Source organism: Aquabacter spiritensis (assembly GCF_004346185.1).
GTDB classification, from domain to species: domain Bacteria; phylum Pseudomonadota; class Alphaproteobacteria; order Rhizobiales; family Xanthobacteraceae; genus Aquabacter; species Aquabacter spiritensis.
On record NZ_SMAI01000012.1, the window covers coordinates 42788 to 65989 of the forward strand.

Genomic DNA, 23202 nt, shown 5'->3' on the forward strand with positions numbered 1-23202 from the left:
ACTTCTGGGGTCGGCGGAATTCTCAATTTTCGGATCGGCGGCCTGCAAACAGCAAAGTATTGTGAAATGTTGAGTCTTGATGCACGCCTTGACACCAAAATATAACGATCGTACCAAAATCCTGTTGCTCAGTTCAGTGAGGATTCAGCGCCATGTTGGAGGGGTCGGTACAGAGCGGCACGACCGCAGGACGCGACGGAACTGATCGAACCGAGGCCCCTGAGGTTGAAATCATCAGTTCCTCGACGTGCCCGTTCGCGCAACGGACCCGCATGGTATTGGCGACGAAAGGCATTGCATTCTCGCTCAAGGAAATCAGTCTCGACGACAAGCCTGACTGGTTTCTCAAATTGTCGCCTTACGGGAAAGTGCCGGTCCTGCGACATGGCGAGAAGGTGCTGTGGGAGTCGGCCGTCATCAACGAGTACCTTGATGAAGTATTTCCGGCTGTGCCGATGCTTCCGCAAGACCCCTTCCGTCGCGCCCTGGCCCGTATTTGGATCGACTTCGCGAATGTCCGTATGGTGCCGCACGTTTATAAATTTATGCTTCGGCAGGATCAGGAGGGGCAAGAGTTTCAGCGGGAGCGTTTAACCGCGGCCGTATTGTTTATGGAGCATTCGGGCTTGCGGGAGTTGTCGGGTGGACCATTCTGGATGGGCGACAGGCCTAACCTCGTGGACTTCACGTTCTTCCCGCACGTGCAGCGGTTCGTGGTCCTCAGTCACTACCGGTCATTCGTCATCCCTCCGGAATGCACCCGGCTTCTTGCGTGGATTGATGCCATGCACCAAACGCCCGCGGTGCAAGCCATGCGCCCGAGCAATGAAACCCTCATCAGAAATTGGAGCAAGTACGCGCACAATACCGGCACTGGCGTCACGGCGCGAGAGATGCGCGAGGCATAAGAATTGCCCGAAGCCTTTTTCCGACACCCGGCTCGCCTCTGCGAAGCGGCGATAGTCCACGTCATTTGTGGCGGCGCATCCTGGCCTCGTCGCCGATTGCCACGGTGCGCGCGACCTTGATCGGCCAGGTGGTCGCTTGGCCGGCTCTATCCTTCCGGCGGGCCTCGGCCGGCGCGTGAGCCGGTTTGGTCGGCTTGAGCGCCTCTGCTGCCATATCCAGAAGACACGCGCCCCCTCGCAGGCGGGCTCCCTCAGCGAACTCGATGCCGTCGGATTTCTCCCCCCGGGCACTGCCATGGCGTCCCGGGGGGCGAAACCTGGACCGGAGCCGGCCGATCGGCGCCGAAGCCCCGGGGCAGCGGCGCGAGATCGCCGTTCGCGTCCGCGCCGCCGCTCCGGCGACCCCGCTTCACCTCAGTCGAAAAGCTCCTGGAGGAAGGACTTCTTGCGCTTCTGATAAGGCTTGCCATGGCCTTGCTGGCCATATCCCTGCTGCCCATAGCCTTGCTGACCGTAGCCTTGCTGACCGTAGCCTTGCTGCCCATAAACCGGCTGGCTATGGCCTTGGCCGTGCTGGCCGTATCCGTGCGGGCGCGGAGGCTCCTGGCTGGGCGGCGGCACGAAGGGTGCGGCAGGCTGCGGCGGTGCGCCGTCGCGTTCGCTGCGGTCGATGATCTTGTCGAGTTCACCCCTGTCCAGCCAGACGCCCCGGCATTGCGGGCAATAATCGATCTCCACGCCCTGCCGCTCGCTCATCACCAAGGGAAGCTTGCACACGGGACACGGCATTCCGACAGCGGGATTGGACATTGCTTGCCTCCAGATGGCCGGACACACTCACCACCGGCGGAGCTTGACCTAAGGAGACGTCTTGGCCGTTTCAAGGCTGGCCGAAGGTGGCAAAATGCCGGTGAGATGTCGGAACCGGCACCCGCCCTGCGTCCTCGGGGAGGAAACCACAGGAGACCAAGATGCCCTATGTCGACGGATTTGTGCTTGCGGTGCCCAAGAGCCGGCTCGCCGATTACAAAGACTTGGCCCGCCGTGCCGGCACCGTCTGGAAGGATCACGGCGCGCTCAGCTATGTCGAATGTTTCGGCGACGACATTCCGCCCGGCAAGTTGACCTCCTTCCCGCTGGCGGTAAAGGCCGAGCCCGACGAGATCGTGGTGTTTTCCTGGATCACCTATGCCTCGCGTGCGGCGCGGGACGAGATCAATGCCAAGGTGATAGCGGACCCGCGGATGAAGTGCGACATGGAGAACATGCCCTTCGACGGCAAGCGCCTGATCTTCGGCGGGTTCGAGACGGTCGTCGAGATGTGACGCGCGGCGAAGCGGCGGGCGTCTTATGGCCCTGCCGCCTCGGTCTTTGGCGTGACCGGCGGCGTGGCGGAGACGCCGGCCGCGCGGTTGACGAGGAACGTCACGCCCCAGAGGGCGACCCCGATTGCGATCAGCACGCCCGCCACCCGATACTGAACCGGATCGCGCCCGGTCCAGGGCCCGGCGAGGAATGCGCAGGTCAGAGCGCCGAGGATGGGCAGCACGGTCGGCGTGCGGAAATGCCTGTGCCCGACCTTGTCCTTGCGCAGGACGAGAACGGCCACATTGACCACGGCGAAGACACAGAGCAGCAGCAGCGCCGTGGTCCCGCCCAGAGCCGGCACCTCGCCGACGAAGGTGATCAGCGCGAAGGCCAGGAGCGTCGTGAAACCGATCGCAACATAAGGCGTGCGCCGCCCCCGATGCACCTTGCCGAGCAGCGGCGGGAGGACGTGCTCCCGGCTCATGCCATAGACGAGCCGGCTCGCCATCAACATGTTGATCAGCGCGGAATTGGCGACCGCGAACATGGTGATGAAGCCGAAAATCCAGAGCGGGAAGCCCGGCGCCCCGGCTTCGACCACTTTCAAAAGCGGCGTCTCGCCTTCGCCGAGTTCCGCCACCGGAACCAGCGTGACGGCGGAAACCGCGACGAGCACGTAGATCAGCCCCGTGATGGCGAGCCCGGCGAGCAGAACTCTGGGAAAATCCCGGATCGGGTGGGTGCATTCCTCGGCCATGTTGACCGAATCCTCGAACCCGACCATCGCGAAGAAAGCGAGCGTGGTGGCCGCGATCACCGGCCAGAAGATGCCGGCCTCGCCGCTCGGGAACTCGACCGCGCGCGACACGTCGCCCTGCCCGGCGCCGATCGCCCACAGGCCGATGAAGATGATGATCAGCAGCCCGCTCAATTCCACCATGGTGAGCACGACGTTCGCCTTCACGCTCTCGCCGACGCCGCGCAGATTGATGGCCGCGATGCCGGCCATGAAGAGCAGGCTGATCGCGGTGATCCAGACCGTTCCGGAAAGGCCCAGTCCGAAGGCGGTGGAGAGGTTGGCCGCGAAGGCGCGCGCGGCGGTCGAGGCCGAGGTGATGCCCGAGCACATCACCGCGAAGGCGACGATGAACGTGACGAAATGGATGCCGAACGCCTTGTGCGTGTAGAGCGCCGCGCCGGCCGCGCGGGGATATTTCGTCACCAGTTCGAGATAGGAGAAGGCGGTGAGGAGGGCGACCGCGAACGCCACCAGAAAGGGCAGCCAGACCGCACCGCCGACCTGCTTCGCCACCTGCCCCGTCAGGGCATAGATGCCGGTGCCGAGAATGTCGCCGACGATGAAGAGGAGGAGGAGCCAGGGGCCCATCACCCGCTTCAGGCTCGGCGCGGCGGCGCGATCCCCGTCCCGCGCCGCCAGGGGTCCGTCCGCCGTCGCCTCGCTCATGGACCGCTCCTCTCGACCGGGAAGGCGACACGCTGGCGTCGTCCCGTCGCAAGGCTCAACAGCGTGAGCGGCGCCGCGGTTCCGCGCTGGGCGGCCGGCGGCGCGAGGACAGGGCGGGGTGCCCGCGCTGCGCGCCGGTCCGCCGCCGCGGCGTGATCCGGCCGGCTAAACCTTTGCTTCGGCACCACGTTTTTCGAGGGCGGGCAGGCTTCGGCGGCCCTGCGGGTTGCCTCGCCCGACAAATTCCGTCACATGTCGAACCGGTACAGACCCGCCTCCTCCCAGCCTCGAAGGCTCGATCCCCGTGTCTTCCGATCCCGCACCATCCGAACCCGCCCCGCCCCGACACGCCGCCGCGCCGCGATCGCGGCGGGTCTGGATCGTGCTCGGGGCATTCGTGGCGCTGATCCTGCTGTATTTCGGCGTCACCTGGTTCGTCTCCTATACCGAGGACGCCTATGTGCGGTCCGATTTCGTGGCCATCGCGCCCGAAGTGGCCGGCGTGGTGCAGCAGGTCGACGTGCTGAACGACCAGGCGGTGAAGGTCGGCGACCGGCTGGCGACGATCGACCCGACGCCGTTCGCGCTCGACGTGACGCTGAAGACCCGCGAAGTGGAGAATGCGCGCGCCCGGGTGCGGGTGGCGCAGGAGGGCGCCGCCGAATTCGCCGACGAGATCGACAACGCGCAGGCCGGCCTCACGCTGATCGAGCGCGAATACCAGCGCATCCTCGACCTCTATCAGAGCCAGGACGTCTCGCAGGTGACGATGGACGAGCTGACCGACAAGCGCCAGCAGGCCCTCGACGCGCTGTCCGCGGCCCGCACCAAGGCGCAGGTCAACGCGGCGGAGGTCGCCACCGCCGTGACGCAGGTCGAGATCGCCCAGGCCGAGCTCGCCATCGCGACCTATGCCCTCTCGCGCACCACGCTCACCGCCCCGGTCGCGGGCTACATCACCAATCTGTCGCTCCGGCCCGGCGCCTATGCCAGCGTGGGCGTGCCGCTGCTCGGCATGGTGGACGAAAGCCAATGGCGCATCGTCGCCAATTTCAAGGAATATGTCGCCGCGCGCCTCACGCCCGGCATGCGCGCCTGGGTGTGGCTCGACAGCCATCCCGGGCGGTTTTATCCGGCGCGGATCACCGGCGTCGGGCGCGGCATTTCCCGCGTCCAGGGATCCGACGGCCTCCTGCCTTATGTCGCGCCGACCACCGACTGGATCCGGCTCGCACGCCGCCTTCCGGTGACCATGGTGCTCGACCCCCGCCCGCCGGACCTGCGCCTGTTCATGGGCGCGGACGCGCGGGTCCTAGTCTTCCCCTGAGCCGGACATGGCGGATGCCCGGGCGCCCCTGACCCACCGTCTCGCCGCCGGGCTGCGGCGGGAATTCGGCGTCATATCCTTTTCCGGCGCGACGGCGAGCCTCGCCTTCCGCACCGCCATCGCCGTGGTGCTCGCGGTCCTGGCCGCTCTGTGGCTGCATCTCGACAATCCCTATTGGGCGGGCATCACCGCGCTCGGCATCATCCAGCAGGATCTCGCCGCCTCGCTCGCCCGCTCGATCGACCGCTGCCTCGGCACCCTCGCCGGCGCGGTCATCGGCTATCTCGGCGCCCATTTCGTCGCCGACCACCTGATGTTCCAGCTGATCTGCGCCGGCGCCACCATATTCGGGATCTATGGCCAGGAGCGCTCGAAACACGGCTATGCCGCTCTGCTGATGGCGGGAACCGTCATTCTCGTCATGTTCGGCGCGATGGAGACGCCCGACGCGACCCTGCATGTCGCGGTCTATCGCGCCCTGGAAATCATGGTCGGCGTCGCCGTCGCCTGCCTCGTGGATTATGTCTTCGGCCCGACCGGTCCCGCGCTTCCCGCGGCCCGCAAGCCGGGGTTCTTCACCCGTCCGATCGATCGCGGCCTCCTCGTCACGGCGGTCACCGGCGGGATCGCCACCGCGCTCATTCCGGTGATCTGGGAAGGGCTCCAGCTTCCCGGGCTCGGCCAGACCCCGATCACCGCCTTCGTCATCATGATCGGGATGCGGCGGGAGCCGGCCTGGACCGCGCTGAACCGTCTCGCCGGCTGCATTGTGGGCGGGGGATTCGGGCTTCTGTGCATGCGCTTCATCGGCGACGATCCCGTCGCCTGGATCGCCTGCCTGTTCGCCGGCCTCTATGTCGTGGCGCATGTGAAGCACGGCAAAGGCGACGCCGCCTATGTCGGGTACCAGGCGGGAATCGCCTTGATCATGGCGATGGTGCAGGGCTTCGCCCCCTCGCCCGACATCCTGCCCGCGATCAACCGTCTGGCCGGAATCATGGGCGGGATTACCGTCGTCCTGGTGTCCCAGCCGCTGATTGCCCCGCTGGTCGCCCGTGGTCTCGCCTATCTGCTGGACTGGGATCGCCTCCCCTCAAATACAGGAGATCGATAGGCCGCCGGATTTCGACGCCTTGAGCTTAAGCATTGAATAATATTGGCCATTATCTCTTTAGGCAGTACAACATCCGCTCGATGCGTCGTGCGAACATCGCGACCTGACTTGGCGTGTGGACGCATTTACCGAAACGGTCGCACCCTTCCGAGGGGCTGAGAGGGACTGGCGTCGCCAGCACAATCTGTGGGTCCGATCGACTTCGAAGCGCTGTTCAGCGCCTCGCCCAATCCCTATGTGCTCCTTGACCCGTCGCTCGCGATCGTGACGATGAACCCCGCCTATCTCCGGGTGACCGGTCGGTCGGGCGCGGAATTGGTGGGCTGCGGCCTGTTCGAGGCCTTTCCGAGTGATCCGGCCTCCGTCGAACACCGGCAGCTGCGCCACTCTTTCGAACGCGTGCTGCGCGACCGCGTGGCGGACCATCTGCCGCTGATCCGCTATGCGATCCCCCTGCCGAACGGGAGGGGCTACGAAGAACGCTATTGGAGCGCGACCCACACCCCCCTGTTCGCCGTCGACGGGTCCCTCGCCTTCATCCTCCAGCACACGGTGGACGTCACCGAATTGCACCGGCTGCGCCGGATCGCCGAGAGCGCCGGCCGCGAGCCCACGGGCTCGGCTTTGATCGAAACCGACGTGCTGCGCCGTGCGGAGGAAGTCCAGCAGGTCAACCAGGCCCTCGAAACCGAACGGCTGAAGCTCGCCGCCCTGTTCGAGCAGGTGCCAGGATTCATGGCGGTCCTGCGCGGCACGGATCATGTCTTCGAACTCGCCAATGCTGCGTATCGCCGGTTGATCGGCGAGCGGGAAGTGCTGGGCCTCAAGGTAAGGGACGCGCTGCCCGAGGTCGTCGGCCAGGGGTTCGTGGCGCTTCTGGATCGCGTGTATGCCAGCGGTCAGCCCTTCGTCGGCAAGCATGTGCGGGTGGAGCTCGTGGCCGAGCCCGGCATGCCTGCCGCGACTCGGTATCTCGATTTCATCTATCAGCCGATCCGCGGAGAAGACGGCGCGACGTCCGGCATTCTGGTCCAGGGCCACGACGTCACCGAGCAGAAGGCGGCGGAAGATGCCCTGCGCGAGAGCGAAGAGCGCTTCCGCCTGGTCGCCGAAAGCGCCCCGGTCATGCTGTGGATGGGCGACACCACCGGCAAGTGCGTCTATCTCAACCGCACGCTGCGCGACTTCTGGGGCGTGCGGGAGGACGAGGTTTCGAGCTTCGATTGGTCGACCACCTTGCATCCGGAGGATCTCCAGCTCCTCCATGCGCCTTATGCGCACGCGATGGAGACGCGCACCGGCTTTTCCGTCGAGGCGCGCTACCGGCGCGCCGATGGAACCCACCGGCTCGTTCACACCGATTCCCGGCCGCGCTTCGGCGCCGACGGCAGCTTTCTCGGGATGATCGGCGTGAATGTCGACGTCACCGACCTGCGCGCCGCCGAGGAGGGGTTGCGCACCGAGACGCATCACCTTGAAATCCTCAACCGGACCGGGGTCGAGATCGCGGCCGAACTCAATATCGAGGCGGTGGTCCAGAAGGTGGTCGATGCCTGCGTCGAGCTGACGGGCGCCTCTTTCGGGGCCTTTTTCTACAATGTCGTCAATGCGAATGGGGAAAGCTATCGGCTCTACACGCTGAGCGGCGCCCCCCGTGCCGCGTTCGAAGCCTTTCCCATGCCGCGCGCCACCGCCTTGTTTCAGCCGACCTTCAAGGGCGAAGGCACGGTGCGTTCCGACGACATCGCCCAGGACCCTCGTTATGGCGCCGCCGCGCCCTATTTCGGGATGCCGCCGGGTCATCTGCCGGTGCGCAGCTATATGGCGGTGCCGGTCACGTCGCGCGCCGGCGAAGTGCTGGGCGGCTTGCTGTTCGGCCATCCCGAAACGGCGCGCTTCAAGGACGAACACGAGGATTTGGTCACCGGCATTGCCGGACAGGCCGCGACGGCGATCGACAATGCCCGCCTGTTCCAGGCGGTCGAACGCGAGCTGGCCGAGCGCAAGCGGGCGGAAGCCGCCCTCCAGGCGCTCAATCAGACGCTGGAGCAGCGCGTCGTCGAGGAGGTAAAACACCGGTCGCGGGCCGAAGACGCCCTGCGCCAGGCCCAGAAGATGGAAGCGGTCGGCCAATTGACCGGCGGCATCGCCCACGACTTCAACAATCTGCTCCAAGGCATCATCGGCTCGCTGAACATCATGCAGCAGCGCATCCGCCAGGGCCGGATTTCGGACCTGGAGCGCTGGACCGTCGGCGCGATGACCTCGGCGCAGCGCGCGGCCTCGCTGACGCACCGCCTCCTCGCCTTCGCCCGGCGCCAGCCGCTCGATCCGAAGCCGGTCAACGTCAATCCGCTCGTGGCCTCGATGGAGGATCTGGTGCGGCGGACCATCGGCGAACACATCCAGCTCGAACTGGTTCTCGCGGCCGGGGTCTGGACCACGTTGTGCGATCCGAACCAGCTGGAAAGCGCGGTTCTCAATCTCGCGATCAATGCCCGCGACGCCATGCCGGACGGCGGCCGCCTCACCATCGAGACCTGCAATACCCATGTCGATTCCATCCTCGCCAAGGAGCGGGGCATGTCGGCGGGCCAATATGTGTGCATCTGCGTCACCGACACCGGCGTCGGCATGACGCCCGAAGTGCTGGAGCGAGCGTTCGACCCCTTCTTCACCACGAAGCCGATCGGCCAGGGCACCGGCCTCGGCCTCTCGATGATCTACGGCTTCGCGCGCCAGTCCGAAGGTTTCTCGAAAATCTATAGCGAGGTCGGCAAGGGCACGACGGTGAAGCTCTATTTGCCGCGCCATTGGAGCGCTGCCGAAAGCGAAGCCAGCGCGGTTCCCGAGCCGAATCCCGACCATGACGGCGCCGGCCAGACGATCATGGTGGTCGAGGACGAGACCGTGGTGCGCGGTCTGATCCTCGAAGTCCTGCGCGATCTCGGCTACCGCACGATCGAGGCGGCCGACGGGCCGGCGGCGTTGGAGCTTCTGAGAGCCGGCCACACGATCGATCTCCTGGTCACCGATATCGGCCTGCCGGGGGTGAATGGCCGCCAGGTGGCCGATGCGGCGCGGATCGGTCGTCCCGATCTGAAGGTCCTGTTCATGACGGGCTATGCCGAGAATGCCGCCATCGCCAACGGCTTCCTCGAACCCGGCATGGCGATGATCACCAAGCCCTTCGCGATGGAAACGCTGGCCAGCCGGGTCCGGGACATGATGGGCGAGCCGGACGGCGAGGCCTGAGAGCCCGTTTGGAAATTCGTGGGTTGCGTCCTTCCCCATCCCTCTCCCGCTTGCGGGGGAGGGATGGGAGGGGGCAAGCGAGGCTGGGCAAAGCGCGCGGGCCTGCGATCGTTGGGCATTTTCCAAACGGGCTCTGAGCGGAAGGCTTTAAAACTTCGCTGCCCTGGGCCGCCGTGGTGCTTGTAGACCACGGCGCCCATGGGCCGGGCCCGAATGCACGGCGCGGGCCTTGGGGCGCTCGGCCGGAGCCTTTTTCCATGCGTTGCGAAAAATCCTGACGGGTCGAGCGGAATACGCGCCTGGGCCGTCATGGTCTCCTATGCCGCCGCACCGGAGCACCCTAGAGTACCCCGTCGCCTTCCCTCCTCCGGCGGATTCTCCCATGAACCTTCTTGTCTGTCTGGCCGCTTTGGCCTTCCTGATGTTCGTGGCCTATCGCGGCTTCAGCGTCATTCTGTTCGCACCCGTCGCCGCGCTCGGCGCCGTGCTTCTCACCGATCCGGCGGCTGTGCCCGTGATCTATTCCGGCCTCTTCATGGACAAGATGGTCGGCTTCATTAAGCTTTATTTCCCGCTCTTCCTGCTCGGCGCCGTGTTCGGCAAGGTGATCGAGCTGTCGGGTTTTTCCCGCTCGATCGTCTCCGCCATCATCGGCATCCTCGGCGCCGGCCAGGCTATGCTCGCCGTCGTTCTGGTCGGGGCGGTGCTCACCTATGGCGGCGTCTCGCTCTTCGTGGTCGTCTTCGCCGTCTATCCGTTCGGCGCGGAACTGTTCCGGCAGGTGGGGATCCCGAAGCGGCTTCTCCCGGCGGCCATCGCGCTCGGCGCCTTCTCCTTCACCATGGACACCCTGCCCGGCACGCCGCAGATCCAGAACATCATCCCGACCACCTTCTTCCACACGACCGCTTATGCCGCGCCGATCCTCGGCTTCGTCGGCACCGCCTTCATCCTGGGGGTCGGGCTCTTCTATCTCGACCTGCGCCGCCGGCAGGCGGTCAAGGCCGGCGAAGGCTATGGCGCGGGGCATGCCAACGAGCCGGCGCCGCGCGCCGACGAACGTCTGGTCAATCCCTGGATCGCGATCTCGCCACTGGTCGTCGTCGGCATCGCCAATCTGGTAATCGGCCGCGTGATTCCGCTTGCCTATGGCGAAACGGCCAGCGCCACCCTGACGCCAGGCGACCACGAAGTCAGCCTCGCGGTGAATTCGGTGGTCGCCATCTGGTCGGTCGCCGGCGCACTCCTGCTCGGCATCCTCACCGTCTTCCTCTTCGCCTTCCGGCGGGTGGCGGGACAATTCGCGGAGGGCTCGAAAACGGCGGTCGCGGGGGCGCTGCTCGCCGGGCTCAACACCGCCTCGGAATACGGCTTCGGCGCGGTGATCGCCGCGCTGCCCGGCTTCCTGGCGATCAAGAACGCGCTCGCCGCCATCCCCAACCCGCTGGTGAACGAGGCGATTTCGATCACCGCTTTGGCGGGCATCACCGGCTCGGCCTCGGGCGGCCTGTCGATCGCGCTCGCCGCCATGTCGCAGCAATTCATCAGTGCCGCCAATGCCGCCGGCATCCCCATGGAGGTGATGCACCGCATCGCCTCCATGGCCTCGGGCGGCATGGACACCCTGCCCCACAACGGCGCGGTCATCACCTTGCTCGCGGTCTGCGGGCTGACCCACCGGCAATCCTACGGCGACGTCTTCGCCATCACTTTGGTGAAGACCGCCGCAGTCTTCTTCGTGATCGGCTTCTATTACCTGACCGGCCTCTATTGAGGCGCGGCCTCCGGCTCGACATAGCGCGGAAACACGCCGATCGGCGTCGGCAGGCGTGTGCCCGGCGCAAGCCGGGCAACGGGGCCGAGCTGTGCGAAGTCGCGCGCCTCGCCCGGCACCGCCAGGAGGTCCAGCAGCTTGGCGGCGCTCCCCGGCATGACCGGCTGGACGAGGATCGCGATCTGGCGGATCACCTCGGCCGTAACCCACAGGACGGTGCCCATCTTCTCCGGATCGCTCTTGCGTAGGGCCCAGGGCGCGGCGGCGGCGAAATAGCGGTTGGCGTCCGCCACCACGGCCCAGACCGCCGCGAGATACAGGTGGATCGCCTGCGCCTCCATCGCCGCGCGGGCCTTTTCCAGCATGCCGTCGGCGAGCGCCAGCATGGCCTCGTCCTCCGGCGAAAGGGTTCCCGGGACCGGCAGCACGCCGTCGAGATTTTTGCCGACCATGGACAGCGAGCGCTGGGCGAGATTGCCGAGATCGTTGGCGAGGTCGGCATTCATCCGCGCGACGATCGCATCGTGGCTGTAGGAGCCGTCCTGGCCGAACGCGACCTCGCGCAGGAAGAAATAGCGCACCGGGTCGACGCCGTAGGTCTCGACGAGGCCGAACGGGTCGACCACGTTGCCGACCGATTTCGACATCTTCTCCCCGCGATTGAACAGGAAGCCGTGGCCGAACACCCGGCGCGGCGCATCGAGGCCGGCGGACCACAGGAAGGCCGGCCAATAGACCGCGTGGAAGCGGATGATGTCCTTGCCGATGACGTGCAGATCGGCCGGCCAATGGCTGCGGAACAGCTCCGCCTGCGTGTCGGGATAACCGAGCGCGGTGATGTAATTGGTCAGCGCGTCCACCCACACATACATGATGTGCTTCGGATCGCCGGGCACCGGGATTCCCCAGTCGAAGGTGGTGCGCGAGATCGACAGATCCTGAAGGCCGCCGGCGACGAAGCTCACCACCTCGTTACGGCGGGCCTCGGGCATAATGAAGCCGGGATTAGCGTCGTAATAGTCGAGCAATCGCTGTTGATAGGCCCCTAGTCGGAAGAAATAACTCTCTTCTTCGACCCATTCGACGGGGGTTCCCTGCGGCCCGAGCCGCACGCCGTCGCCAGTGAGCACGGTTTCGGATTCGGCGTAATAGGCCTCGTCCCGCACCGAATACCAGCCCGAATAGACCGATTTGTAGATATCTCCGTTCGCCGCCATCCGCTCCCAGATCGCCTGCGCCGACCGCCGGTGCCGCGCCTCCGTCGTCCGGATAAAATCGTCATTCGAAAGCCCAAACGCCGGCCCCATGGCGGCAAAGCGCGGGACGTTGCGGGCCAACAGGTCGGCCGGGGTCAGGCCGGCTTTCTGCGCGGTCTGCAGCATCTTGATGCCGTGTTCGTCGGTGCCCGTCAGGAAGCGAACATCGAAGCCGTCCAGGCGCTTGAAGCGGGCGATGCAATCGGTCGCGATGGCCTCATAGGCATGGCCCATATGCGGCACGCCGTTGGGATAGGCGATGGCGGTGGTGATGTAGAAGGGCGGCTTCGGCGACATGAGGCCCGGTCCGGGTTCGTCGCGCCCATCCGGGCGCGGGCGCCCGCCGGTCCCCGCTCAGGCGCGCGAGGCTTCGGCGAGCTCGGTGAAGATGCGAAACACGAGCGCCTTCCGGTCGAGATTGAAGCTGTCCGCCTCGGCCGCGGCGCGCCGGACCTTCTCCCACACCTCGCCAAGCCGGACAAGGCGGCGCCGTTCGAACCGCCCCTCCGTGGCCGCGCCCGCGATCCAGTCGCTGACCGCTTCCACGAACAGATCGAGCCCGTCGCCGCGGTCGCCCTGGAGCCGGGCGCCGAGCGCATGCATCTCCTCCCCTTTGACCTGCGGGAGTTGGTCGAGCATGCGCAGCGCCGCCGCCCGGACTTCCAGGCCGGAGCCGCGGGCGAGGACGAGAGCACGCCGGACGCTGCCCCCGCTCGCCGCCGCGGCCGCCGGCAAAGAGGCCTCGTCGAGATCCTCGACCTCCACACGCAGATCATCGAGGGCCGCGAGAACCGAACCGCTCTCCAGCGGCCGCAGCCGGACCATCCGCGCGCGCGAGCGAATCGTCGGAAGCACCCGCCCCGGCGCGTGGCAGACCAGAAGGAACAGCGCGCGCGGCGGCGGCTCCTCGAGCGTCTTGAGCAGCGCATTGGCGCCGAAGGCATTGAGGTCGTCCACCGCATCGACGATGCACACCCGCCAGCCGCCGGAGGCGGCGGTGGTGCCGAAGAAGGGCCGCACCCGCCGCACCATCTCCGCCGGAATGAGGGTGGGAATGCGCTCCTCGCCGACTTCCGGCACCCGGCGGAGAACCAACAGATCGGGGTGGGTCAGCGCCGCGACCTGCCGGGCCACGGGATGGCCTTCGGAAATGTCGAACCCGTGCTGCCCTTCCGGCAGAACCCCTCCGGCCAGCACGAAGCGCGCGATCCGATAGGCCAGCGTCGCCTTGCCGATGCCTTCGGGACCGCTGAGCAGGAGCGCGTGGGGGAAGCGCCCGCCCCGCCATTCGCCGATCAGGTCGGCCTCGATCTCGGCATGGCCGATCAGACGGGACCGGGTCCGCGGGTGCGGCGCGCCGGGAAGGATGTCGCCCTCGCTCATCGTGCGCCCGCCGGCGACAGTGCGGCGCCGAGCCGCCCCTCGACCTCGTCCCAGACCCGTTCCGCCACCGTTTCCGCCTCGCCGCTCGCGTCGATCACCTTACAGCGGACCGGATCCGTCTGCGCGATCGCGAGGAACGCCTCACGAACGGCGGTGTGGAAGGCGATCCCCTCGCGTTCGAACCGGTCTGCTACGGCGCCGCGGCCGCGCACGGCGGCGCGCGCCAGCCCGACCTCGGGCGGCAAATCGAGGATCAGCGTCAAATCGGGCACGGCAGCAGAGGCGACGACCCGTTCCAGCGCCCGAAGCAGCCGAATATCGACCTTACCCACCGCGCCCTGATAGACCCGCGTGGAATCGACGAAGCGATCGCAGATCACCCAATGTCCGGTAGCGAGGGCCGGCAGAATGAGCTGGTCGACGTGATCCCCCCGAGCGGCGGCGAAAAGCAGGGCTTCGACGTCGGTTCCGAAGGGCTCGGCGGCGCCGCTGAGGAGGATCTGGCGAACCAGTTCGGCACCTTCAGATCCACCCGGTTCCCGGGTCCGGACCACATCAAGGCCACGCCTCGACAGCGCTTCGGCCAAGAGCCGCGCCTGGGTGGACTTGCCGCTGCCTTCTCCGCCCTCGAGGGTGATGAAGCGGCCGCGCGGCGGCGTCATTTCCCGATCTTGGCGAGAAGTTTCTGCCCGAGGTCGCGCGCCGTGTCACCGACCATCACGCCCGCACCGTCCACCGCGCGCTGCCAGAGCGAGCCCACCGGCACGTCTTCGGCTGTGAACAGCGGCACTTCCAGCACCTTGAGAGGGCCACGCGAGATTTCGAGCTGGGCAACTTCCGCGCCCTTCGTTACCGGAGCGTGCAGTGGTCCGGTATAGGTGACCTTCGCGACCAGCTTGTCCTGGCTGTTGCGCGGCATGAGAAGCATCACTGGCCCGCGCGCCACAAGACCGACCGAACCCGCCGCGCCGCCGAACACCCCGGCCCGGCCGATTTCAGCGTCTGCGGCGAACAATTGGCGGTGCTCGAACGAATGGAACCCCCATTCGAGCAGGCGTTTCGCCTCCTCGAGGCGTTCCTTCTCGGATTTCGCGCCCATGATCGCGACGATCAGGCGCTGATTGTTCTGCACGGCCGAACCGACCAAATGGTAGCCGGCATCGCGAACCCAAGCCACCTGGAGCCCGTCGGCGCCGACGCCCGCATTGAGCAGAGGATTGCGGTTGCGCTGCTTGACCTTGCTCCATTCGATATCGGGAACCGAGAACATCGAATAAAGGCCAGGATAGGTGCGGATCAGATAGCGCGAGATCTGGGCCATGTCGCGCGCGTTGGACCGCTGGCCGGGATCCGTGAAGCCCGTGGAATTGCGGAACTCTGAGCCGGTGAGGCTCAATTCCTGCGCCTTGGCGTTCATCCGCGCCGAAAACTCGCCTTCGGTCCCGGCGACGCCTTCCGCGAGCGTAATCGCTGCATCATTGCCCGAGACGGTGAGCATGCCGACGACCAGATCGCCAACGGTGATGCTGGCCTTCACCGGGGCGAACATCGCCGCACCGCCCGAGGGACCGCCGCCGCGCCGCCAGGCATTTTCGCTCACCGTGAACACCGTGTCGGGGCTGATCTTGCCGGAACGGATGTCGTCGAACACCACCAAGGCGGTCATGATCTTGACGATGCCGCCGGGCTGATACTGGCGCTCCGAGTCCTTCTCGAACAGAATCGCCCCGGTGGTGAAGTCAACCAGGATCGCACTCGAAACCGCTGTCTGGAAAGCGCTCTGAGCCCGCGCCCCAGCCAGCAGCAACGGGAAAACAAGCAGAGCCAGGGCGAAGGCGCACGCCCTCACCCGAAAGCGGGACAAGAGCGCGTTAGCGGCCCGTGCCATAAGCCGGCACGCCCGCATAGCCGAGCCCGGAGGCCGGGGCCGGCCCCACGGCCCATCCCGATGCGACCACCGTCGATCGCGGCTGAGCCGGCTCGGCGGGGTGGAACGCGTGCTGGACCGGGGCGGAAACGGTCCGGACCTGCTCGCGGGAAACCGCCGCTTGAACCACTTCCTGATCGAGTTCGTGGCCGAGATCGTACGGGCGTTGCGACGGCATGGGCACGTCCGACGACACCGCGGCCACGGCCGGCCGGGCCAAAGAGGGGATGAACGGCGTGGCGGACGCGACCATCACCGCGGAGTTCGACGGAGCTTCGGCCGGACCGTCGTCGCGCAGGGTCGCCATCAGCTTGCGGTCGTCGGATCCTTCGAGCGGTGCGCGACCGACATATTCCACTTTCACCCGCGCCACGCCATGGGCTTGAAACCCGAGCAAGTCGGCGGTGCGATGGGAGACATCGATAATACGGTTCGGGTGATACGGCCCGCGGTCGTTGACCCGCACGATAATCGACTTGTTGTTCTTGGTATTGGTGACGCGCACATAGCTCGGCATGGGAAGCGTTGGATGCGCGGCGGAAATCGACGTGCGGTCGAACACTTCGCCATTCGCCGTCAGGCGGCCGTGAAACTCGTCGCCGTACCAAGAGGCGATCCCGATCGCCTTATAATTGGGATTCTCCGCCGGATAATAGGTGCGTCCGGCGATCACATAGGGCTTGCCGACGCGGTAGGCGCCGGTCCCTTTGGGGATCGGCTCGCCGTCCGCCACCACACGCGGGCTTGCGGACACGCCGTATTTCGGATCGACCGTGCTGGAGAATTTGTTCGCGCCGCTGCAGCCCGCGAGGACCACACATACGATGCCCACACCGAGGACGCCGCGCCATGCGGGCTTCTCGGATGCGTTCTGAGGCTCGCGCGTCATATCCGTCCCGTCTTGGAGCCATTCCGTCACCGGAATCGCTGTCCGCCCACGCACCGTCCACCTATGGCATGACGGCGACCGAATGGACAGATGAGTGGCGGACAAGGCGGCGAAAATGCGGCAAGCTTATGACTATGGTAAACGGTGTATGCCTGCCCCAGCGTCCGCCTCGCTCAGGAGCGCACCATCAAGCCCCTGCGACGCCGTGCGAAATCGGCCGAACGCCGGGACGGCCCGGGAAGCGCGGCTGCCGCGCCGCCCGTGACCTTGCCGCTTGCGATCGCCATGTTTTGCTCTCGGTCCGCCATGGTCTCCGCCCGAAATCGCCTGTCCCGCCTCACGTCGCCGGCCGGACGCGTGCAAGCCCCACCCAACCCAATCGACGGCGCGCTTGGCTTGCGCTAAGACGCTCGCCCGTGCGGTTTGCGGACCCTGAAACCACGGGTCCGCATCGCCTGCCGCAGTTCCCCGGAGCGCGCGGATCGCAGGAAGGGTGGCCGAGTGGTTTAAGGCAGCGGTCTTGAAAACCGCCGTGGGTGCAAGCCCACCGTGGGTTCGAATCCCACCCCTTCCGCCATTTCAGTCCCTGAGTGGGCACTGCGTTTACGCCATCACCTGATACCAGCGTCTGAAGCAGCCGGGATTTTGATCCCATGATCCGAACCTCGCCCTCGGCAACCTCGACGCGCTGGGCGAGCGCGCGGAGGTGGTCGCGGCGATAGCCCCCGCCTTCTATGCGGATACGCTGACGTGCAGCTTCGGCGAATTTGCTCAGCATCTCCGGCGTAACGGCCTTGCTTCCGGCGTTCTGGAGCGTGGCCTGGGCGCGTTGGGCGTCAGCCTTGGCCTGATCGCGTATGGCTTTCAGGCCGTCGATACGGTCCTTCAGCGCCGGGTCGTCCAGATCGGCGACGCCGGCCTCTATGGCGTCATAAAGCCGCCTGAGGCGGGCTTCAGACTCGGCTGCACGCCTGTTCAGCTCGGCAATATGCTCGCGCTGGCGCTCGGATCGCTCCTGCCGCCGGTCGAGCACTGTGGCGAGAATCGTTTCCAGCCGCTCCGGCTGGAGCAGGCGTTCCTCCAGATGACTGGCGACAAGATCGTCCAGCTTTTCCATCGGCACCGCCATGCCGGTGCAGGCGGTCGGCCCCTGCCGCGCCTTCCTGGAGCAGGCGTAGTAACGGTAGCGTCCGCCCTTGCCGGTGCGGATGGTCATGGCGCCGCCGCACTCGGCACAATGTATCAGGCCGGTGAGCATGGTCGGGCCGCTGATCACGGCGGATGGTGTCACCCTGGGATGTCGCGCCTTGAAGAGCATCTGCACGGTGTCGAACGTGTCCCGACTGATGATCGGCGGCACCGGCACGACAACGATCTCGCTGACTGGCTTCAGCTCCTTGGTCTTGGACCGCTTATTGAACTCCTGTTCGCCCATATAGGTGCGGCGGGTCAGGATGCGGTGAACCTGCCCGATGCCCCAGCGCCCACCGTCGCGGGTGAAGATGCGGCGTTTGTTCAGATAGGACACGATGTTCTTGACGCCCATCTGCCCGGTGGTGCCGTCGCCTTCCACCGCGAGCCGATAGATCAGCCGCACAGTCTCCGCGTGGAGCGGGTCGATCTCCAGCTTCTTCTTGGTCTTCGCCCCGCGCTGCTCGGCCGCGACGATGCGATAGCCGATCGGCGGCAGGGCGCCGTTCCAGAAGCCTTGCCGGGCATTCTCCTTCAAGGCCCGCATCACATGCTTGGCGTTCTCCTTCGACTGATACTCGTCGAACAGCGCCATGATCTGGCGCATCATGACGTGCATGGGGTCGTCGCCCATCTCCTGGGTGATGGAGACGAGCTTCACGCCGTTCTTCGCCAGCTTGCGGACGTAGAATTCCAGCTCGAAATGATCGCGGAAGAAGCGGCTGAACGAGTGGACGATCACCACGTCGAAGGGCGCGGGCTTGGACGTGCCCGCTTCGATCATCCGCTGGAACTCGGGGCGGCGGTCATTGGTGGCCGATGCGCCCGGCTCCACATAGGTCTCGATCAGTTGGTAGCCCCGTGTGGCGCACCAGGCTTCCCCCTGGCGTCTCTGGTCGGGAATTGAGACATCGTGCTCGGCCTGGCGCACCGTCGAGACGCGCAGATAGAGGGCGGCGCGCAGAGGTGCGGTCATGACTGGTATCTCCCGAGAGGATCAGGTGTCCGGGCCGAGCAGATCATCGAACAGGTCGCCGAACCAGCGCTCGAAAACGTCGATCTCGGCCTCGGCGAGTGGCACAGCTTCGGGCCAGTCATCGGTGACGACCCAGGTTGCGGGATCGTGCTTCGGTGGTCGGCCCGCAAACGGCCACGGATATCCCAGCAGGGCCTCAAGCTCGGCGGATGCGCCGGAAGGGGGAGGTCGTCGCGTTCTCGCTATGACGCCAGCTTCGCCCGGGACCGCGCTCGGACGAAGGGCCAATATCCACGCCACAGCCCACCGTTTCGCCCCGCGTCGCGTGACGCTAGAATAGCGGGGGCGCCGCGCATTATGGCCCACTCCCTTTCCGGCTTGCTCGTGGCGACGCCGCCAGCCCGAGGAAGACGATCATCGCCTGATTGAGCCGGACCATGTCCTCGTCGTCGAGGCGACCGACCTGCTGCCCAAACTTCGCCTTCCGAACGGTCGTGATCTTGTCGACCATCAGGCGGCAGACCGCGCGCAAGCCATTTCTCTCGTTCGGCTGGACTACCAGCCGGAACAGCGGAGCCTCCGTCTCGTCGGTCGTGAAGGCGCAGATGGTGAGAGAGTCCGTTCCCTCGAAACTGTCGTCCTGCACGATGACCACCGGGCGCGGTTTTCCGGCGTAGTCCTGCCCTCCAGCAACGGTCCACACCTCGCCGCGCCTCATTCATCGCCCCAGTCGGACACGGCATCGATGAAGGCCTGATCATCGCCGGCCTGCGCGCTCGACGCGACGGCCAGCGACTGGCGCCGCGCCTCCGCCCGGAACGCGGGTGCCCGCACATCCGGCACCCAGATCTGGATCGGCCGAAGCCCCTGGGCGCGCAGCCGCGCGCGATGCTCGCCGACCTTCACGCGCGAAGGCTTGGGCCTGGGTGCGGATGACATGGCAGCCCCCTCAGAAGTTACATGTAACTAGCATATGGAGGACCTTCTGACCAGTCCATCTGGATGGAAAACGGCTTCTGCAGGGCTCCCGAAGGCCGGGAGCCCTGGCGCACGTTCGGCGGAACCCACCTTTTGGCCATCTCCCTGAAGACACGGTGAAAATTGCGGTTTCCGCGCCTCAGGGCACATTGGGAAATCTCCCCATACATTGCCCCCGCGAACGCCAAGTCACTGAAAAGACAACGACCGACCCAAAGCGCAATGTGCGCGCTTTTATCCTGCCCTCTTAATCGGCTGTGTTTCCGCCGGTCTTCTTGGCATCGCCGTTTCTCCTTCCGGATGCGAAAGTATACTCGGTCGTTCGCCATGACACGCTTGCTCTTTGTGGTTTCGAGTTGCGATGCGCCTTGCACTCTTCCGCGCTCGTCGACGGGGTATTCCGGCTGCCCTTTGGCAGCGCCCGAACCGTCGAGGCGCATTTTTCCATCGGTCTGACGGGGCATCGTCACAGGCACTCGGGCGCGGTCCGGCCGGCTGCTCGCCGGTACGGCCGCAGGCAAGCTATCGTGCGTCCCGTCGTTGATGGTCTGCATCGGTCCTCATCCGCCGTGGCGGAGCTCGTGTGATCAGTCGGCGACCGTTATCGAGCGGTCGCGCTGGTGTTGTTTCGTCGTGGGTTGGTCATGCGTGCGCCCCCAGCAGCTTGCCGTCCTTGATCTGGGCGCGTGTGGCGCGGTCCGCCTCGCTCGCCGTCGGATCGCCGACGTAGAAGGTTCCGTCGCTCCACATGGCGTGCATGATCACCGTCGGCGGTCATCTCGCTTTCAATTGCAATTGACCGCAAGGCCGATGCTTCCCATTACGACGGCTAGGCCAATGGCGTCCGCTTGACCGAGCCCCCAATCTGGTACAAGTCCCGCCTGACATGGTTCGGCGATGCAGTCGTGCTGCTACATCTCTAGTGCGTCGGCCATCAACGTGGAGTGAGCTGCAATTTCGACGCGCCCTTTGTCGCACGCGTGGCCTAAAGGGCCGGAAGATGCAATCTGGGCGGGTCGTTGATTTCGACCGCTTGATTGCACCGATGCTCTCGTCCAATTTCTACGCGCGTTTGGCGCTGGGGGAACGATTGGACTGGGCATTTTGGGGGACATGGGTCAAGGAAGGGATTCTCGGGGTCGCACAGATCATCACCCGAGATTTTGTCCCCGGCCTGATAAGCCTCGCGCTGCTCGCGCTTCTGGCAGTGCTCTCATGCGCTATGGGTCTTTCAGCCTATCGGCGCCTGCGGCTGCTGGACAAGGCAGCCCGTCGCGTGGAGGCGGCTGGAGATTCCGCCGGGTTTCAGAGCCAGCTCCATGAGATCCAGAGCGATATCGGGCGGGGGAGCGGAGAAGACGCCCGACATCTCGCCGATAGCTTTGCTGAGTATCGCGAGACGCTGATCGAGCCGTCCCGGCATGGCGAGGGCCATGTGCGCAATTCCGTTCGACCGTCGGCCTTCTTCAATCTGGACGACCTGCATATGGGGCTCGCGGGCTGGCGTATGTGGCCTGGCCTGTTCGTGTCGATAGGGCTTCTCTGCACGTTCCTCGGGCTCATCGCAGCGCTTGCCCAGACCCAAGCCAGTCTCGAAGCCGGTGGTGGCGATCAGGCCCAGATGATCGCCGCGCTCGAAGGGCTGCTCCGCACGGCGTCGGCGAAGTTCATCATGTCGGTCACGGGTCTATTCTGCTCGATCGTCTTCAGCGTCGGATACCGCTTCCTGAGCGAAAAACTGGAGCGTTCCGTCGCCCGTCTCGCTAACTCACTCGAAAAGCGGATGGATTTCGTCAGCCTCGAAGCGCTCGCGGACAAGCAATTGGCCGCCATCCAGGAACAGACGGCCCAGCAGCAATTGCTAAACACCCAGCTCATTGCCGAGCTCAGCAAACCGCTCGAACGCATCACGGCAACCGGGACGGAAGCGATCGGGGGCATGGTCAATGAACTCGGGCAGACGCTGACGGCGCGCATCGGCGCCTCCCTCGACAAGGTGGCCGAGCGGATCGATGGGGCCGCCGACAAGCTGATGGAACTGTCGTCTGCGTTAGGAACGACATCCGAACAATTCAGCGCGACGCTGGGCCGTTCGGCGTCTGCCTTGGACACGCTTGTCGAGCGGATCGAGGCGGCGGCGAAGCAACTGGTATCTGCGGCCGACAGCATGAACGCGGCATCCACTCCGATTCTGGACAGCGCGCGTGCGACCGCCGACCAGGCGCGCGCCATGGCCGATGGCGCGCGGAACCTGGTTGATGCGGCCAAGGAAGCGATCGATGCGGAACGCACCATCGTGGTCACGTCGGCCAAGTCCATCGAGGAACTGATCCGCAATTTCGAGACCCGTGCGAAGGCCTATGATGGCCACCTGGAGAAGGCGTTTTCGACCTATCTGGAGCAGGTCCAGCGCACACTCGGCGAATTGCGCCAGCACAGCGATGGGGTCCATGACCGGTATGCCGAGGCGCTGCAGGTGTTGCAGGCCGTCATCGAAAACGCCCGGACCTTCACGCCGGAAAGTGAGCCGCCACGGGAGCGGTTGCCGGCATGAGAGCCGCGCGACGCATTCGGCGTGCCGAGGAGGACGATGAGTCCGCTTTCGTCTCGATGACCGACCTGATGGTGAGCTTCCTGTTCATCATTATGATCCTCCTCGCTTTCTTCGCCACTCAGATCGCGCCGAGGGACGCCGTGTCGCGCCAGCGCTTTGAGACCGTGGCGGACAAGCTCACCGACCGCGAACAGAAACTGCGCGCACTGGAGGAGGAGAATCGCCGGCTTCGCCGCCAGCTCAGCGCGCAAGATGGCAACCCCATCGAGCGCTACAATTTTCGCTCTGCCGAGCTGCGGGGCAAGATGCTCGATCGCATTCAGAAGCGCATCAAGGCGGCAGACACCTCGATCGACGTCTCGATCAGCCGTAATGGCGACGCCCTTGAGTTCAAGGGTGACGGGCTCTTCGAATCGGGCAGCTATGCACCCAGTCCACTCGGTCGCCGCAAGATGGAGATTATAGCCGGCATCCTGAGGGAAGAGCTGAGATGTTTCGCGCTGGGTGAGCGCTCGTCACTTGCTTCCGCCTGCAACCCCGCTGTGGCATTGATCGACGCGCTCCAGGTCGAGGGACACACCGACAGCACGGGCACGGATGTGCTGAACATGGACCTCAGTTCCAGCCGGGGAAGCGCCATCTACGCCATCATGGTGTCGACAAGCCCCGAATTGCTGGGCTTCCGCAATCTCAGGAACCAGCCCATCGTCTCGGTGGCGGGCTATGGCAAGGGTCGACCGATCCGCGACAACAACACGGTCTCCGGCCGCGACGCCAACCGGCGCATTGACCTGCGCTTCATCATGTTCGCGCCGCCCGAAGAGCAGTTCGTGCCGCAGCGGATCGAAGATCTGCCCCGTCTGCGACAGCTGCTCGCGGCCGGTCCTGTACCTTAGG

General features: G+C 65.6%; 17 protein-coding genes, 1 tRNA gene and 2 pseudogenes. 9 read left to right on the plus strand and 11 right to left on the minus strand.

Translation table 11 applies throughout. From position 1 onward, the window contains the following. Nucleotides 1-152 precede the first annotated feature (152 nt). Complete coding sequence (locus tag EDC64_RS17320; protein WP_132033687.1) at nt 153-908, plus strand: glutathione S-transferase family protein; 756 nt, start codon at nt 153-155, stop codon at nt 906-908. A gap of 414 nt (nt 909-1322) precedes the next feature. On the opposite strand, the gene EDC64_RS17325 is transcribed toward EDC64_RS17320, so the two are convergent. Further along, nucleotides 1323-1718: a TFIIB-type zinc ribbon-containing protein gene (locus EDC64_RS17325; RefSeq protein WP_132033689.1), complete on the minus strand. Its 396-nt coding sequence runs from the start codon at nt 1716-1718 to the stop codon at nt 1323-1325. Between the two features lie 161 nt (nt 1719-1879). Between EDC64_RS17325 and EDC64_RS17330 the strand changes: the two genes are divergently transcribed. Next, nucleotides 1880-2233, plus strand: a complete 354-nt coding sequence (locus EDC64_RS17330; protein WP_132033691.1) for a DUF1428 domain-containing protein — start codon at nt 1880-1882, stop codon at nt 2231-2233. Nucleotides 2234-2256: 23 nt separating this feature from the next. Here EDC64_RS17330 and EDC64_RS17335 read toward each other — a convergent pair whose 3' ends face one another. After that, nucleotides 2257-3681 (minus strand): APC family permease, encoded by a 1425-nt coding sequence (locus EDC64_RS17335; RefSeq protein ID WP_132033693.1) that lies wholly within the window; start codon nt 3679-3681, stop codon nt 2257-2259. A gap of 382 nt (nt 3682-4063) precedes the next feature. Here EDC64_RS17335 and EDC64_RS17340 point away from each other — a divergent pair, with 382 nt between their 5' ends. From EDC64_RS17340 to EDC64_RS17355, 4 genes are all read left to right on the plus strand, one after another. Then, nucleotides 4064-5008 carry an HlyD family secretion protein gene (locus tag EDC64_RS17340; protein ID WP_165933802.1) on the plus strand — a complete coding sequence of 315 codons (945 nt, stop codon included), beginning with the start codon at nt 4064-4066 and terminating at the stop codon, nt 5006-5008. Between the two features lie 7 nt (nt 5009-5015). Further along, on the plus strand, nt 5016-6122 hold the full coding sequence (locus EDC64_RS17345) for an FUSC family protein (protein ID WP_132033697.1): 1107 nt from the start codon (nt 5016-5018) through the stop codon (nt 6120-6122). 186 nt (nt 6123-6308) lie between these two features. Further along, nucleotides 6309-9377, plus strand: a complete 3069-nt coding sequence (locus EDC64_RS17350; RefSeq protein WP_132033699.1) for a PAS domain-containing protein — start codon at nt 6309-6311, stop codon at nt 9375-9377. A 382-nt stretch (nt 9378-9759) separates the two neighbouring features. Continuing rightward, nucleotides 9760-11151 (plus strand): GntP family permease, encoded by a 1392-nt coding sequence (locus tag EDC64_RS17355; RefSeq protein ID WP_132033701.1) that lies wholly within the window; start codon nt 9760-9762, stop codon nt 11149-11151. On the opposite strand, the gene metG is transcribed toward EDC64_RS17355, so the two are convergent. Genes metG through EDC64_RS17380 form a run of 5 tightly spaced genes read right to left on the minus strand, consistent with a single transcriptional unit; the run spans nt 11145 to nt 16606 of the window. After that, complete coding sequence (gene metG, locus EDC64_RS17360) at nt 11145-12704, minus strand: methionine--tRNA ligase (RefSeq protein ID WP_132033703.1); 1560 nt, start codon at nt 12702-12704, stop codon at nt 11145-11147. The genes EDC64_RS17355 and metG overlap by 7 nt on opposite strands. A 57-nt stretch (nt 12705-12761) precedes the next feature. Further along, nucleotides 12762-13790 (minus strand): DNA polymerase III subunit delta', encoded by a 1029-nt coding sequence (locus EDC64_RS17365; protein ID WP_132033705.1) that lies wholly within the window; start codon nt 13788-13790, stop codon nt 12762-12764. Further along, nucleotides 13787-14452 carry a dTMP kinase gene (tmk, locus tag EDC64_RS17370; protein WP_132033707.1) on the minus strand — a complete coding sequence of 222 codons (666 nt, stop codon included), beginning with the start codon at nt 14450-14452 and terminating at the stop codon, nt 13787-13789. Before tmk ends, EDC64_RS17365 begins: the two co-directional genes overlap by 4 nt. Continuing rightward, nucleotides 14449-15678: a D-alanyl-D-alanine carboxypeptidase family protein gene (locus tag EDC64_RS17375; RefSeq protein ID WP_132033709.1), complete on the minus strand. Its 1230-nt coding sequence runs from the start codon at nt 15676-15678 to the stop codon at nt 14449-14451. The genes tmk and EDC64_RS17375 overlap by 4 nt, the downstream gene beginning before the upstream one ends. Then, complete coding sequence (locus EDC64_RS17380; RefSeq protein WP_132033711.1) at nt 15662-16606, minus strand: septal ring lytic transglycosylase RlpA family protein; 945 nt, start codon at nt 16604-16606, stop codon at nt 15662-15664. Before EDC64_RS17380 ends, EDC64_RS17375 begins: the two co-directional genes overlap by 17 nt. A 487-nt stretch (nt 16607-17093) precedes the next feature. Between EDC64_RS17380 and EDC64_RS17385 the strand changes: the two genes are divergently transcribed. Next, nucleotides 17094-17183, plus strand: a tRNA-Ser gene (locus tag EDC64_RS17385). Here the strand turns inward: EDC64_RS17385 and EDC64_RS17390 are convergent. The 4 genes and pseudogenes from EDC64_RS17390 to EDC64_RS17410 form a co-directional block, all read right to left on the minus strand. After that, nucleotides 17154-18773, minus strand: a pseudogene (locus tag EDC64_RS17390) (recombinase family protein); the annotation flags it as partial. The gene EDC64_RS17385 and the pseudogene EDC64_RS17390 sit on opposite strands and share 30 nt — an antisense overlap. Nucleotides 18774-19128: 355 nt before the next feature. After that, the gene (locus tag EDC64_RS17400) at nt 19129-19491 is read right to left on the minus strand and encodes a type II toxin-antitoxin system PemK/MazF family toxin (protein ID WP_132033713.1); all 363 of its coding nucleotides are present in this window, start codon (nt 19489-19491) and stop codon (nt 19129-19131) included. After that, on the minus strand, nt 19488-19712 hold the full coding sequence (locus tag EDC64_RS17405; protein ID WP_132033715.1) for an antitoxin MazE family protein: 225 nt from the start codon (nt 19710-19712) through the stop codon (nt 19488-19490). Before EDC64_RS17405 ends, EDC64_RS17400 begins: the two co-directional genes overlap by 4 nt. A 681-nt stretch (nt 19713-20393) precedes the next feature. Then, nucleotides 20394-20516 (minus strand): annotated as a pseudogene (locus EDC64_RS17410) (IS110 family transposase); the annotation flags it as partial. 235 nt (nt 20517-20751) lie between these two features. Here EDC64_RS17410 and EDC64_RS17415 point away from each other — a divergent pair. Together EDC64_RS17415 and EDC64_RS17420 are read left to right on the plus strand one after the other, a co-directional pair. Then, nucleotides 20752-22305: a MotA/TolQ/ExbB proton channel family protein gene (locus EDC64_RS17415; RefSeq protein WP_165933803.1), complete on the plus strand. Its 1554-nt coding sequence runs from the start codon at nt 20752-20754 to the stop codon at nt 22303-22305. Beyond that, nucleotides 22302-23201, plus strand: a complete 900-nt coding sequence (locus EDC64_RS17420) for an OmpA/MotB family protein (protein ID WP_132033719.1) — start codon at nt 22302-22304, stop codon at nt 23199-23201. The genes EDC64_RS17415 and EDC64_RS17420 overlap by 4 nt, the downstream gene beginning before the upstream one ends. Nucleotide 23202 lies beyond the last annotated feature (1 nt).